General features: G+C 61.3%; 8 protein-coding genes and 1 tRNA gene. 5 read left to right on the top strand and 4 right to left on the bottom strand.

Annotation, left to right across the window (positions count from 1 at the left end; genetic code table 11):
* Window positions 1-10: 10 nt before the first annotated feature.
* Window positions 11-481, bottom strand: a complete 471-nt coding sequence (hpaR, locus tag K3762_RS07805; protein WP_311198989.1) for a homoprotocatechuate degradation operon regulator HpaR — start codon at window positions 479-481, stop codon at window positions 11-13.
* A gap of 186 nt (window positions 482-667) precedes the next feature.
* On the opposite strand from hpaR, the gene K3762_RS07800 reads away from it, so the two are divergent.
* A complete protein-coding gene (locus tag K3762_RS07800; RefSeq protein WP_132443592.1) occupies window positions 668-2,074 on the top strand; it encodes a pyridoxal-dependent decarboxylase in 1,407 nt (468 codons plus the stop codon).
* Here the strand turns inward: K3762_RS07800 and K3762_RS07795 are convergent.
* A complete protein-coding gene (locus tag K3762_RS07795) occupies window positions 2,071-2,946 on the bottom strand; it encodes a hypothetical protein (protein ID WP_260012645.1) in 876 nt (291 codons plus the stop codon). The two genes, K3762_RS07800 and K3762_RS07795, sit on opposite strands and share 4 nt — an antisense overlap.
* A 127-nt stretch (window positions 2,947-3,073) precedes the next feature.
* Here K3762_RS07795 and K3762_RS07790 point away from each other — a divergent pair.
* Window positions 3,074-3,149, top strand: a tRNA-Thr gene (locus K3762_RS07790).
* Between the two features lie 137 nt (window positions 3,150-3,286).
* On the opposite strand, the gene purU is transcribed toward K3762_RS07790, so the two are convergent.
* Window positions 3,287-4,171: a formyltetrahydrofolate deformylase gene (purU, locus tag K3762_RS07785; RefSeq protein WP_132443634.1), complete on the bottom strand. Its 885-nt coding sequence runs from the start codon at window positions 4,169-4,171 to the stop codon at window positions 3,287-3,289.
* Window positions 4,172-4,393: 222 nt separating this feature from the next.
* On the opposite strand from purU, the gene egtB reads away from it, so the two are divergent.
* The gene (gene egtB / locus K3762_RS07780; protein WP_260012643.1) at window positions 4,394-5,656 is read left to right on the top strand and encodes an ergothioneine biosynthesis protein EgtB; all 1,263 of its coding nucleotides are present in this window, start codon (window positions 4,394-4,396) and stop codon (window positions 5,654-5,656) included.
* 133 nt (window positions 5,657-5,789) lie between these two features.
* Here egtB and K3762_RS07775 read toward each other — a convergent pair whose 3' ends face one another.
* Window positions 5,790-11,009, bottom strand: a complete 5,220-nt coding sequence (locus K3762_RS07775) for a DUF11 domain-containing protein (protein ID WP_260012640.1) — start codon at window positions 11,007-11,009, stop codon at window positions 5,790-5,792.
* Window positions 11,010-11,339: 330 nt separating this feature from the next.
* Here K3762_RS07775 and K3762_RS07770 point away from each other — a divergent pair, with 330 nt between their 5' ends.
* Window positions 11,340-13,847 carry a heavy metal translocating P-type ATPase gene (locus K3762_RS07770; protein WP_132443637.1) on the top strand — a complete coding sequence of 836 codons (2,508 nt, stop codon included), beginning with the start codon at window positions 11,340-11,342 and terminating at the stop codon, window positions 13,845-13,847.
* 9 nt (window positions 13,848-13,856) lie between these two features.
* Entirely contained in the window at window positions 13,857-14,252 is a 396-nt protein-coding gene (cueR, locus tag K3762_RS07765; RefSeq protein ID WP_120350818.1) for a Cu(I)-responsive transcriptional regulator, read from the top strand.
* Window positions 14,253-14,312: the final 60 nt, after the last annotated feature.

Raw genomic sequence — 14,312 nt, 5'->3', positions numbered from 1 at the left:
CCCCTACGCGTCAGTCTTTCTTTGGCCCGTCGGTCTTTTTCTGCATGTCCAGATTGACGAGGTCTTCGAGCATATCCAGCAGGTCTTCCATCCGCTGCTTGCCGAAACGGGCCTCGAAATCGGAAAACAGCGCCGCGGCATCGCCCGCGTGGTCTTGTAAAATCTGTTGGCCCTGATCGGTGATCGTGACGATGGACTTGCGCCCGTCGTCCGGATCGCTGGCACGGCTCAGCAGCCCCTCTTCCTCCATCGCGCGCAACATGCGTGTCAAGCTCGGCAGCAGCAGACAGGCTTGCTGCGCCAGTGCTGTCTGCTCCATCGGGCCAGATTCCTCGACGACGCGCAACACGCGAAACTTCTGTTCCGAGATGCCGCTTTCGTTCAGGATTTCCCGGATCGGCCCCATCACCCTTTCCCGCGCGCGCAAAAGCGCAATCGGAAGGGAGCGGGCAGTGCGGCGCAGGGGGGGCATTGTGGCCATTCTTGACGGTTTCCTGATCGCTACTTACCAAGTCAAAGAGCGCCCAAAAGGGCGTGACGATCACCATAACCGCTGCGGCATCATTCTTGAAGAGGCCAAGCCGCGCGGAACAACAGTGAGACAATACAACAACATGGGGCACAGATCACGTATGACAACCAAGATTATAGGCCAAAGGAGCCGCGGATGAACTGGGAGGATTTCCGCCAGTGGGGCCGCCGTGCGGCCGATTGGGCCGCAGACTACCACGCGGGCCTGCGCAATGAACCCGTCCGCGCACAGGTCGCCCCCGGTGCCGTGCTCTCTGCCCTGCCCGACGCCCCGCCCGAAGGGGCCGAGGCGATGCAGGCGATTTTCGACGATTTTGAGCAGACCATCATGCCCGGCATGACCCATTGGCAGCACCCCCGGTTCTTTGCGTATTTCCCGGCCAATGCCGCGCCTGTCTCGGTGCTGGCGGAATATTTCGTCTCTGCCATCGCGGCGCAGTGCATGCTGTGGCAAACCTCTCCGGCGGCGACAGAGCTGGAAACCCGCGTCTGCGATTGGATGCGCCAAGCGATCGGTCTGCCCGATGGGTTCACCGGCGTGATCCAAGACAGCGCCAGTTCCGCCACGCTTTGCGCCGTGCTGACGATGCGTGAGCGGGCATTGGATTGGCAGGGCAACAAGGCAGGTCTGTCGGGCCAGCCGCGCCTGCGGGTCTATTGCTCGGCAGAGGTGCACACCTCGGTCGACCGCGCCATTTGGATTGCGGGGCTGGGCGAAGAGAACCTTGTGCGTATCCCTACCCACGGCCCAACCCGCGCGATGGATGCCGATGCCTTGCGCGCCGCCATCGCTGCCGACCGCGCGGCGGGGCATCTGCCGGCGGGGATCATCGCCTGCACCGGCGGCACCAGCGCGGGTGCCAGCGATGACATCGCCGCCGTGATGGATGTGGCCGAGGCCGAAGGGCTCTACACCCATGTCGATGCCGCATGGGCCGGATCAGCGATGATCTGTCCAGAGTTCCGCGCCCTTTGGGCCGGGGTCGAACGCGCCGATTCCGTGGTAATGAACCCGCATAAATGGCTGGGCGCGCAGTTTGATTGCACCACGCATTTTCTGCGCAATCCTGACGATCTGGTCCGCACGCTGGCGATCCAGCCGGAGTATCTGAAGACCCACGGCGCGGATGGGATTGTGAACTATTCCGAATGGTCGGTGCCTTTGGGCCGCCGCTTCCGGGCACTGAAACTATGGTTCCTGATCCGTGCCCATGGGCTGGAAGGGCTGCGCGAGATGATCCGCAACCATGTGACATGGGCGCAGGACTTGGCCGCACGGCTGGAGGCGACGGAAGGGTTCGAGATCGTGACCCCGCCAATGCTCTCCCTCTTCACCTTCCGCCATTTGGCGACCGCAGACCTTGAGGCGCATAACCAAAAGTTGCTCAATCGGATCAACGACGATGGGCGGATCTACCTGACCCAGACCCGCATCGACGGGGCTTTGGTGATCCGCTTTCAGGCAGGCGCCTTCACCGCCACAGCCGAGGATGTGGCCATGGCCTATGACGTGATCACCAAACTGGCTGAAGCCAATGTTTAAGGCGCGATCAGGCTGACGCACGGCATGGCGCGGATGACTTCGACATTCGCGTCATAAAGCGCCGTCATCCGCTCGACCAATTCCTCGGTCCAGCCGGGCATGTCGAGTTCTTCCTCGATCTCTTCTTCCAGCGCGTATTTGTCGAGAAACGCTGTGATTACCCTCCGTTTCTGCGCCTCGGACATCTCTGGATGGGTGTCGAGATAGCTGCGGAACCGCCGCATCCCCTCTTCGGACATGATGGCGTGCAGCAGATCAAAGCCGCCTTTGATCTTGGTCTCCGGCTCCAATCCGGCCATCTCGCGGATGATCTGCGCCCAGATCAGCGGCGTGTCTTCGTTGCACCAGACCGTGATCGGAATGCCCGGCGCCGCTTCGCGCAATTGGGCAATCGTCTCAGACCAGCGCAGGTCTTCCGGCCCCCGCTCCCCCCAGAAGGCCGCCGAAGTCTTGTCGGCCGCTTTGTCATAGAGCACCGGCACCAGCGACGCGGGGTTTCGGATCGCCATAAAGATGCGAATCTCGTCCTCGGGGAACAGCTGCGCCATGCGCAACATCCGAACGGCGGCGGCGGGATAGAGCACCCCCTCTTGCAACGCCGTGGCGGGCGAGCGAAAGAAATTCGCATCCGACAGGATCACCCGGCTGGCTGTGCCCTCATCAAGAATCGCATCAAGCAGAACATCCCGCGCCACCTCAGAAGGCTCTGCCTTGTGCATCGCGTTGAGCGTATCGCGAAACAGATTGCGATAGGTGCTGGGCCCGGGCACTTTGACGCCGGTTTTGGCAAAATCATCCTGATTGCGCAGCAGGCATTTCAGCAGCCGCTCGTCTTCCGTGAAATGAACACCTGTGTGCAAAACGAGTTGCATGATACTCCGCTCAACCTTGAAAATCTTGGCGATGAATAGCCCGTCCCGCGCCGCGTGTAAAATCCGAAAGAAACTCTCATTTCCCCTCTTGCACCCCCCGCGCCATTTCTCTAAATGAGCCCTCAGTGCCCCTATAGCTCAGCTGGTAGAGCAACTGATTTGTAATCAGTAGGTCCGCGGTTCGAGTCCGTGTGGGGGCACCACTTTTCCCGCCAGATGAAACACTTATCCTCACGCTGATCCGATACCTGCCGCCCGCGGTTTACGGATGCCTGTGCGCATTGCTCGCCCCCAAGGCCCCGCGATCACACCAGTTTCGGCGAACGCGGGGCCGTGGCGCTTACCCCATCAGCTTGGAACTGTAGCTGCCCGGCGATGCCGGAAAGACCACGGTTTTATTCCCATTCAGAAAGACCCGTTGATGGGCATGGGCGTGGATCGCCCGCGCCAGGACGCTGGCCTCAACGTCACGGCCCAGCGACACATAGTCAGAGGCGCTTTGCGCATGGGTGACCCGTACGGTGTCCTGTTCGATAATCGGTCCTTCGTCCAAATCGGCGGTGACGTAATGCGACGTGGCACCGATCAATTTCACGCCCCGCTCATAGGCCTGTTTATAGGGGTTCGCCCCCTTGAAAGACGGCAGGAAAGAGTGGTGGATGTTGATGATCCGGCCCGACATTTTCTGACACATTGCATCCGACAGGATCTGCATGTAGCGCGCCAGCACGACCAGTTCCGCGCCGGTATCCTCTACCACCTCCATGATCCGCGCCTCTGCCTGCGGCTTGTTGTTCTTGGTTACCTTGATGCAATGAAACGGAATGTCATGGTTCGCCACCACCTTTTGATAGTCCATGTGGTTCGAAATCACGGCGACGATCTCAATCGGGAGGGCTCCGATCCGCACCCGGTAGAGCAGATCGTTCAGACAATGGCCAAAGCGAGAGACCATGACCACGACCTTCATCGTGGTGTCTTGGTCATGGAAATCATAGGTCATGCCAAAGGGTTCTGCGACCGCATCAAACCCGTCGCGCAGGTTCTCAAGCGTGGCCCCGGTTTCCGCCTCTGCGCTGATGCGCATGAAAAACTGGCCGTTCTCCGTGTCGTCGAACTGCGCGCTGTCGGTGATATTGCACCCGGTTTCGGCGATGTAATTGGCGATGGCGGCGACGATCCCCCGTTTCGAGGGGCAAGTCACGGTCAGGCAGAACTGGGTCATGGGGTGGTCCTTTGGGCAGTTGTACGTGGCGGCAGGGGGCCTGTTTTGCTTACGCAACGGATTGCAGGCTCCACGCGGAAAGGCAAGCGATAGCGGGCTCACGGCGCCGCCAAAGCGGCCCATACCAAATGGTGAGCATCTGTTATCGCTTGAAATCTACGCGGCGGCCTTAAATTTGCCCATAGTGGACCCTGTCTGCGGACCATCAAAGGAGCGCCCGAAATGAACGCCAAACCCCAGCCGATGTCCCCTGATGAGGCCTTGAGCCTTTTCGCCACCACCCGCAGCCGGACGCAGGCTTTGGCAGCGCCGCTTTGTCCCGAAGACATGATGCTGCAAAGCATGGAGGATGCCTCTCCGGTGAAATGGCATCTGGCCCATACGACGTGGTTCTTTGAGGAGTTCATCATCAAACCCCGGGTCGCTGACTATCGCTCGCCCGATGACCGTTTCGCGGTGCTGTTCAACTCCTACTATGTGCAGGCTGGACCGCGTCATGCGCGTGACAAACGCGGATTGGTCTCGCGCCCCGATGGCGCCGCGGTGGGGGCCTATCGCGATCATGTGGAGAACAGCCTGAACGATCTGATGAACGCCAGCCGCGACGATGCCGATGAGATCGCTCAACTGGTTGAACTGGGCTGCCACCATGAGATGCAGCATCAGGAGCTGTTGATCACCGACCTGCTTCACGGGCTGAGTTTTAACCCTTTGCTGCCCACCTACAAAGACCCCGAGCCGCTGGCGGTCACCGACGAAATGCCACTCAATTTCAGCCGCTACAGGGGCGGTCTTGTTGAGATTGGCCATGAGGGGGGCGGCTTTGCCTATGATTGCGAAGGGCCGCGCCACAGGGTCTGGCTCGACCCCTTTGAGATTTCCGACCGTCCGGTGACCAACCGCGAATGGATCGCTTTCATGGAGGACGGCGGGTACAGCGACGCGCGGCTATGGCTGATGGAAGGCCATGCCGTAGCGCAGCGCGAAGCATGGGCGCATCCGCTCTACTGGTGGCAGCAGGATGGCGCATGGTGGACCTTTACCCTGCGCGGACCACAGCCCGTAGCGCTCGATGCGCCGGTGGTCCACGTCAGCTATTATGAGGCCGAAGCCTTTGCCCGTTGGGCCGGGGGCCGTTTGCCCACCGAAGCCGAGCATGAAGTTGCCTTTCGCGATTTGCCGATCAACGGCAATCTGATGGGCGATGCCGATGCCATCGGCGCCCTACGCCCCCTGCCCGGCAATGGCATTTGGGGCGATGTCTGGGAGTGGACCGCCTCTGACTTTGCCCCCTACCCCGGTTTCCGCCCGCCTGAGGGTGCTTTGGGCGAATACAATGGCAAGTTCATGGTCAACCAGCGCGTTTTGCGCGGCGGATCGTGCGCCACGCCAAAGCAACAGTTGCGCCCGAGCTACCGGACGTTTTTCTATCCGCATCAACGCTGGCAGATGATGGGTCTGCGGTTGGCGCGCGACGCGGATTAAGGCCTGAGCGGAGTAAGGCCCCGGCGGGAAAAGCCCCGGCGGGAAAGACCGGGCGGAAAAGGCCGAGCGGAAAAGGCCGAAACGCCGGAGCATCGCGGCGCCCCGGCATGAGCCTTGCCGCTGGGCCCGCGGCCTATTGAATGCCAACCCTGAACTGCACTGCCCCGGTCTCACCCGGCAACATCTGCCCGGTGCAGTTCCACTCGATCGCCCCGGCATAGCCTGCCAGGTTGCTTGCTGGCCGCACCAAATCACAACTGAGGTTGGGTGACACCTGTTGCGGATCGACGATGGATTCCGACAGCTCCGTATAGGGTGGGGTCATGTCGTAAATCTTGACGTTTGATGCCTGGGTGGTCGCATTGTTGCGCAGGTATATTCGGTAAAGCAGGATATCATTCACACCGCCAAGGTTGATGGTCCCTTCACCGGTGCCTTGGGTCTCATTCTCCACCGTTTTGCGCAGCTCGATCTGGGTCGATTGCCCCCCGACCGAGACTTCGTCGGTGTTGCTGGCCGAACTGGTCACCGTGGTGCGCGCAAAGGCCGTGGCCGCCAGCACCTGATAGACATAGGTACTGCCCTGCCCAGCGCCAGACCCGGCAGAAACCCGCGAGACGATACAGACGGTTTGCCCCGTCGTGACCGCGATGGGACCGGTGATCGGCCCATCGACACTGTCGTCACAGCCGATGTCTTGGAAAAGTGCCGCGCTGAACGCGCCGGTTGGGGTCGAGGTGGCACCGGCGTAGGAGAAGGTCACCTGCCCTTCGGAGGTTGCGGTATAGATATGCGGCAGGGTCGCGACCTGCCCCTGAGCGACCGTCGTGGTTTGGTCGTTGGTCAGGCTGGGCAGTTGCAACAGGCCGATATCCAGTCCCATGCGATTGCCGAAAGCCTCAGGGGTGAAGGTAAATTCACCGTCATGGGGGTTGGCGTTCACCAGGTCGGGCAGACCTGCCGCGGCTTCGGAAATCGCGCGGTAGTTATTGGCCGGGATCGCACGGATCGTGATCGGACCGCTATAGGCGCCGGAGAGCCCATAGCTCCACGTGCCATCCGTCGCCAGCCCGGGGGTGGCCAGCACCGCGCCGCCACTGTCGAGGATCTCCAACACCGCCGAAGACGCCCCTTCTTCGCTGCCATTGCGCAGCGCGTCATGCGCGGTGCCGCCGCCCGCCCCATTGTCGATGAAGACACGGCCCGTCAGGATCCGCTCACCTGTCACAAGGTTCACGGAATAGGACGCTTCGTCGTCATCGGGCAGCTGGTCGAACAGGTCATCGGTCAACGGCCCCGTATTGGGATCGCTGTCGGGATCGGGCAGCGAGCTATAGATGATCTCGGCCTGGTTGGTGAAATCACCGCTGCCAAGCACCGTGGTGGTGATGGTCAGGGTCTCGCTCGCCCCGCTGAGCAGTTCATCCACGAACCACAACCCGGTATCGGGGTCATAGGTATCCCCGGTCGCGGGCGCATCGTCCGAGACATAGGCAAAGCCGCTTGGTATTTGGTCAATCACCTTGACGCCCGAGGGCGAGCCGCCGCTGACATTGGTGATCGTAATGATCCAATCAATCGTGTCCCCTTCCGAGACATTTGTGATCGGCGTCGTCGTCCCGGTCGCGGCGGCGATTTTGCTGAGTTCAAGATCACTGCCCGCCGGATCGAACCCGAAGTCTTGGTCACTGGTCACGCTATTGCCGGAAACCGGGACGCCAATCAGCGGGTTAGAGGTGCCGATGGTCAGCCCCGAGGGCAGATCAGGGTCCGCCTCATCCAGCGCGACGCGGTAGGTCGTGTTCACCATCAGGTCACCCACCGCATAGGTGCCATCGGCCAAAGTATCCGTTGTGACAAGAAAGATATCATCGGCGGTATTGGCCGGGGTGCCATTGTCGGCAAAGACCGAGATGCCCACGCCCGCCCCGAAATTGGTCTCCCCATTGTCCTTCACGTCCGATGCATCCGCGTCCTCATAGATGTTGCCCGAAATGCCCCCCAGCGGGATCGGTGCTGGCCCCCGACAGGAGACGCCATCGCTGCGCCCGCCTTCGTCAAAGGGAATGCCGGAAACCAGTTGCGGCACACCCGTCGCCGTCGAAATCACGAAAAGATTGTTGGTGGTGTTGGAATAGCCATAGAGCCTGCCATCACGGTCAAACCACAGCGCATCGAACTCGCCCGCATAGACGGCAGGGCCAATCGCCTGCGGTGTCACGCTCCCCGGTGTGCCGTTGTTGACCGCCGCGCGGAACAAAAAGCCCGAGTTCCTGTCGATCCCATACATGATGCCGTCGACGGGATTAAAGGCGAGGTCTTCCGCATTGACTCCGATGGTGAGTGCGATGTCACCCAATACAATCGGTGCGGCAGGGTTGGTCAGATCAACGATCTGCCATGTGTTTGGATCAACTTCGTAGATCAGTCGCCCATTGGGTAGAATATCCCCGGCGTTCAGCGCATCGTCCGCGCCGGGGATGTTGCCGAAATCCGTGATGTCGCCAGCCCCATCAATCCGGTAGAGCCTGCGGGTGTTCTGCTCCACGCCATAGATATAGCCATCCAGCGCGTTGTAGCCCCAAGCGCCATCGCGGTTCTGCCCGGTGCTGCCAGAAGCCTCAACCGTCGTGGCGTAGCTGCCGCCGCTATCGCGGAAGGTCATACGCACCAGTGTAGAAGGTCTGTCGACGATGGCATAGAGCGAGGCATCGCAGACCAGCGGTGGCGGATCGCTGGAGATGGTCAGCGTGTAGTCTTCCACCTCCCCTTCGAAAGCAGTGGCAAGGCCGGTGCTGTCCGTCGACCAGCGAAAACGGGCGTAGGTGGGCAATGTGGTCGCCCCTGCGGGCACCGCCACCTCGAAAAGGATTGTCCCATTGGTCAGACCATCCTTATCCAGCAGACCGCCGTCTTGCAGGTTCAGCGCGACCTGCTCTCCGGCTTGGTTAAAGGTGCCGTCGCCATCAAAATCGATGAAGGCTTGAAGATAAGAAGACCCCGGCGCTCCGGCCAGATCGCTGACCGCCACTGTGATCTCGGCCAACCCGCCGCGATAGAACTGTGGCAAGGTCACCCCGTCTTCGTCATCCGACCCATCGGTATCGTCGCCCGTGGCCCCGATGGAGTTCTGCGCCAAAAGATCGATATCGGGCGCTGTGCTGCCCAGATAGACCTCCGACGCGCCGGGGCCTTCGATGATATGCTGCGGATCGCCATAGCTGGCAGGGGCATCGCCGCGGTCGGCGTCGGGCGGTGTTCTGATGGTAATGCCATAGTCTTCGACTTCCCCATCGGGGGCGGGGGTGATCGCGTCCAGCCCAGGCGTTGAGGACCAGCGCAGTCGGACGAAAGTCGGGGTCAGCACCGCCGTGACCGGCACGCTGACGGGGAATGAAATTTCACCATTCACCAGCCCATCGAGATCCTGCGCCCCGCCGTCTTGGATATCGGTCGCGACCTGATCGCCAAGAAAGAGGCCATCGCCGCCGAAATCGACAAAGGCCTGCAAATATCCGGTGCCGGGCGTGGGCTCGTTCACCACCACGGTTACGGTGCGGGTCAGATCGCCGTAGAGCTGGGGAAAGCTCTCTTCGTCCTCGTCATCCTTGCCGTCGAGGTCATCGCCCGTGCCATCGACGGAATGCTGTGCCGACCCGTCGCCATCACCGTTGAGCGCGCCGATCCAGTATTGCGCGGTATCCGCGTGCTGCGGATCGCCATAGGTGACCGGCGCATCGCCCCGGTCGGGGCCGGAGCCTGCGTAGATCGTCGTGGGGTCATCGCGCCCCTCGCCTGGCCCGTTGGACGCGACACCATCCCCGTCGCCGGGATTTTCGGAATCCGACAGGTCCGAGACAACCGTCCCGCCCGGCGTCTCGGCAGTGACCTCCGCTTGGTTGCTGATCGTGGTGTCCAAATCTTCGGGCACCAATGTGTAGGTCGCCGTATAGACGGCCTTTTCGCCAACCAAAAGCGTGCCTTCGGGCGACAGCGATGTCGCGGCCTGAAAGGTGATCACGGGCGGCACGCCTTTGCCGCTGAACTGCGTTTCGGCAAGCTGCACATTGGTCAGATCGACATTGCCAAAGTTCTCAGCGGTAAAGACATAGGCGATCGTCTCTCCCGGGTCGGCATAGCCGTTCAGGTTGGCATCGACCAATTGCGCAAGTTTCAGCAGACCGACAGAGCCCACATCGATCGAGACCTGCGCCGGGGCCGAATAGGCCCGCGGCTCATTGGGCAGGATGATGGGCGATTGATAGCGGTAGCCGATCGGCGTCGGCGCGGCAAAAAAGGCCACGAAGGGGGTAAAGGTCAACTCTCCGGTCAGATCATCATAGCTCCACGTGCCCTCTCCCAAGACATCGAAACCCACCCGATGGCCTTCGGAATCGGTCACGATATTCTGCGCCCCGGCGGGCGGGATCAGATCGATGGCCTGTTTGGAATATTCGCTGGGCTGCCCGGAATTATTGGCGGGCGCATTGTTATTTTCGGTCGCGACGCTGTCATTGAACAGGATGTTCACCACCACAGGCTCGCTCAGCACCTGCTCTTTCACGTCGTCCTGAAGAACCGGTGCTTTGAAGTCACCACATTTCAGGTCATAGGTCTGCGCTTCGTCATAGGTTGGATTAGCAAGCCGGACGAGGAAGCCGTTGTTGGCGGTCCGGCCAAAGCGAAAGGTCGAGGTCTGCGGGTAGAAGATTTCCAAACCCGATACCGGCTGGTTGCTATAATTGCGATCCCCAGCGAGATAGAACACCTCTGTCCCGAGGTTCGCGTCCGGCCCTTCGATATAGCCGCGATAGGTGGTCGCACTGCGGTCAATCCGAACATATTCGACCGTCCCGTCGCAAATATTTACATAGACCTGCTCATTCAGCGGCCCATCAATGTCATTGATCTGAAAAAAGACATCCGCCACCACCGGCACGCCGCCCGTGTTGGTCGAGATGTTATGGGTGCCTGCCTCATAGATGAAGAAATCCATGAAATGAGGGTCTTGTCCGGTCGAGGTGATCTGGATCTGTCCATTGCCAGTGGCGAAAACATGATCCCGACCCGTAAAGATCATCTCACCAACAATATCGACCGTCACCCCGCCAACCGTGCCCGCGTTGCGCCACAAGGCCCGCTCACCAATGCCCGCCCCGACCACAGTGGGGGCGGCGACAGGATTTAGAATCAACTGCTGGGCCACGGCGACCTTGGTCAGCAAGGCGAACGGAAGCAGGGAAAAGAGCGCCTTCGAGATCACCCGCAGCCCTGTCTCCCGCCCGCCCCAAGCGGTGAGAGAGCGCAAACCCTGCGCCACGAACAAGCCGAGAAAATGAAAATAAAAATGCATATCTTTGCTCACAATCTTTTAAAGCAGCCTAGCAATGAACCTTTAAAACAGCTTAGCGACGAAGCGGGTTGGGAGGACTTACGCAGAAAGGTATTAAGATATGCTTCCGGTCAGACAGGTGGCAGATGACTAGGCGCCGATACTACCTTCGCATATACCGCTACGCCTTTGCCGCTCCCCAAAACGGCCCCAGCCCCTGCCCCGCTTCGGCCTGCTGTTAACCGTGATTCGCCTCCCCCTCGGCCCCTTGCTCATTTTTTCAAAATCCCCCCTTGACCCTCCAGCGACTGGAAGCCCCATATTCGGCAAATGACGGATAGAGGACGTGAAATGGGCAAAGCAGATACACTCACTTTTGGCGTGCAAAACATGAGTTGCGCGTCTTGTGTCGGACGTGTGGAGAAAGCGCTGAACGCGCTGGATGGGCTGCACGAGGCACGGGTGAACCTAGCGGCAGAGAATGTGCGGGTGACGACAGAACCGGGTTTTGACGCGGCAAAGATAGATGCGGCTCTGGCGCAGGCGGGCTACCCCCCGCGCAAGACCACCCACCGCCTGCGGCTATCTAACATGAGCTGCGCCTCATGCGTGGGCCGTGTGGAACGGGCGCTTTTGGCGGTGCCTGGTGTGATCTCGGCCTCGGTGAACCTTGCCAGCGAAGAGGCGCAAGTCGAGACCTTGGAGGATGCCGATTTGTTGCCCGCCCTGCGTGAAGCGGCGGCGCAGGCGGGTTATCCCGCGAGCATCGACGCGCCGGACGCCGGCAGCCCCGACGCGGCCGCGCGCAAAGCAGCGGAGGCCAACCATCTCAAACGAATGACTCTCTTGGCGGCTGCGCTCACCCTGCCGGTCTTCGTGCTGGAGATGGGCGGCCATCTGATCCCCGCATTTCACTCCTGGATCGCCGCAAACATCGGAATGGAAACAAGCTGGTTCATCCAATTCATCCTCACCACCCTCGTGCTGGCGTGGCCGGGGCGGCATTTCTATAGCAATGGCCTGCGCGCTCTGGCGAAAGGCGCGCCGGATATGAACTCTCTCGTGGCGCTTGGATCGGGGGCGGCATGGCTCTTTTCGGTCACCGCGCTCTTTGCGCCGGGGGCCCTGCCCGAGGGCAGCCGCGTGGTCTATTTCGAAGCAGCCGCCGTGATCGTGACGCTGATCTTGCTGGGCCGCTACCTTGAGGCCCGCGCCAAGGGGCAAACCGGGGCCGCGATTACCAAGCTTATGGGCCTGCGCGCCAGCAGCGCAAGGGTCGAGCGGGATGGCACAGTCGTTGAGTTGCCGTTGGACAAGATCGTCGCGGGCGATATCATCTACCTCCGCCCGGGCGAGAAGATCGCCACCGATGGCGTCGTCGTCGACGGGCAATCCTATGTCGACGAAAGCATGATCACCGGCGAGCCTGTGCCGGTGGAAAAAGCCAAGGGGACAGAGGTTGTCGGCGGCACGGTCAACGGCACCGGCAGCCTGACCTACCGCGCCACCAAAGTGGGCGGTGACACTGTATTGGCGCAGATCATCCGCATGGTCGAAGAGGCCCAAGGCGCAAAGCTGCCCATTCAGGACTTGGTCAACCGCATCACCCTGTGGTTCGTCCCGGTGGTGATCGCCGTGGCGCTGGTGACCTTTGGGGTCTGGCTCGCCTTCGGCCCATCGCTTAGCCACGCTTTGGTGGCGGCGGTAGCGGTACTGATCATCGCCTGCCCCTGCGCCATGGGTCTGGCCACGCCGACCTCAATCATGGTCGGCACCGGGCGCGCGGCGCAACTGGGCGTCCTGTTCCGGCAAGGCGATGCCTTGCAAAGCCTGCAAAGCGTCAAGACTGTCGCTTTGGACAAGACCGGCACGCTGACCAAGGGCACGCCCGAACTGACCGATCTGGTGATGATGAACGACCTGCCCGAGGCTGAGTTACTGCCCCTGATCGGCGCGGTCGAGGCGCGCTCGGAACATCCCATCGCCCAAGCCATCCTGCGGCGTGCAGAAGCTGCGGGCCCAGTACCGAGCGAGGTCAGCGATTTCCAATCCCACACTGGTTTTGGCGTCAGCGCGACCGTCATGGGCCGCCGGGTCACATTGGGTGCGGACCGCCTTATGACCCGCGACGGGATCGATCTGGGCGACACCGGGCGGATCGCGGCGGAATTGGCAAAGGCCGGGAAAACCCCGCTCTACGCCGCGCTAGACGGTCAGCTGGCGGCGGTGATCGCCGTGGCCGACCCGATCAAACCCGGCACGCCGGAAGCCATCGCGCGGCTGCATGACCTCAATCTCAACGTGGCGATGATCACTGGCGACAACCGGGTCACGGCAGACGCCATCGCGGCGCAACTGGGCATCGATTGGGTCATCGCCGAAGTGCTGCCAGACGGCAAAGTGGCCGCCATCGACAAGCTCAGAGAGGGCGACAACCGCATCGCTTTCGTGGGCGACGGCATCAATGACGCCCCCGCCCTCGCCCAGGCCGATGTCGGGCTCGCCATCGGCACCGGCACCGATGTGGCGATCGAAGCCGCAGATGTGGTGCTGATGTCCGGGGACCTGCGCGGCGTGGTCAATGCCATCGACGTGAGCCAGCGCAGCATGGCGAATATCCGACAGAACCTCTTTTGGGCCTTTGGCTACAACGTGCTGCTGATCCCGGTCGCCGCGGGTGCATTCTATCCGCTGACCGGCTGGCTTCTGTCGCCCGCTCTGGCCGCCGGAGCGATGGCCCTGTCGAGCGTTTTTGTCCTCAGCAATGCCCTGCGCCTGCGCTGGATTGCCGCCCCCTTGGCAGAAAACGCAACCCCCTCACACGGCCCCCGGGCCACCGCCCCCGTGGCCGCAGAATAGGAGCGCACCATGAACATCGGAGAAGTCTCACAACATACGGGCCTGCCGCCGAAAACCATCCGCTATTACGAAGATATCGGATTGGTCAAACCGCTGCGGGATGCCAACGGCTACCGCGCCTTTCGCGAAAGCGAGATGCACAAGCTGGCCTTTTTGGGCCGCGCCAGAACCTTGGGTTTCAGCATCGAGGATTGCCGCAACCTGCTGGCCCTCTGGGAGGACAAAAACCGCGCCAGTGCCGACGTGCGCGCCATCGCCAAAGAGCATCTGGCGCAGATCGAGGCCAAGATCAGCGGCCTGCAAGAAATGCGCGACACGCTGAGCACGCTGGTCCGCGACTGCGCCGGGGATGATCGACCCGACTGTCCGATCCTAAAGACCTTGGGCACCGCAGCGGCCACATAACCACCGCTTTCAATAGCAAAAGGCGCCGCCCAGCCAAGCCGGGCGGCGCCTTTTGCGTTT

The sequence above is a fragment of the Sulfitobacter sp. W074 genome (assembly GCF_025142275.1).
Classification (GTDB): Bacteria; Pseudomonadota; Alphaproteobacteria; order Rhodobacterales; family Rhodobacteraceae; genus Sulfitobacter; species Sulfitobacter profundi.
Note: the sequence above shows the minus strand (reverse complement) of the source record. Positions and strands in the feature narration are given on the sequence as shown.

What these genes read in the sequence shown, in the direction of transcription:
- hpaR (WP_311198989.1), bottom strand. Translation starts at nt 481, where the DNA reads ATGGCCACAATGCCCCCCCTGCGCCGCACTGCCCGCTCCCTTCCGATT.
- K3762_RS07800 (WP_132443592.1), top strand. Translation starts at nt 668, where the DNA reads ATGAACTGGGAGGATTTCCGCCAGTGGGGCCGCCGTGCGGCCGATTGG.
- K3762_RS07795 (WP_260012645.1), bottom strand. Translation starts at nt 2,946, where the DNA reads ATGCAACTCGTTTTGCACACAGGTGTTCATTTCACGGAAGACGAGCGG.
- purU (WP_132443634.1), bottom strand. Translation starts at nt 4,171, where the DNA reads ATGACCCAGTTCTGCCTGACCGTGACTTGCCCCTCGAAACGGGGGATC.
- egtB (WP_260012643.1), top strand. Translation starts at nt 4,394, where the DNA reads ATGAACGCCAAACCCCAGCCGATGTCCCCTGATGAGGCCTTGAGCCTT.
- K3762_RS07775 (WP_260012640.1), bottom strand. Translation starts at nt 11,009, where the DNA reads ATGCATTTTTATTTTCATTTTCTCGGCTTGTTCGTGGCGCAGGGTTTG.
- K3762_RS07770 (WP_132443637.1), top strand. Translation starts at nt 11,340, where the DNA reads ATGGGCAAAGCAGATACACTCACTTTTGGCGTGCAAAACATGAGTTGC.
- cueR (WP_120350818.1), top strand. Translation starts at nt 13,857, where the DNA reads ATGAACATCGGAGAAGTCTCACAACATACGGGCCTGCCGCCGAAAACC.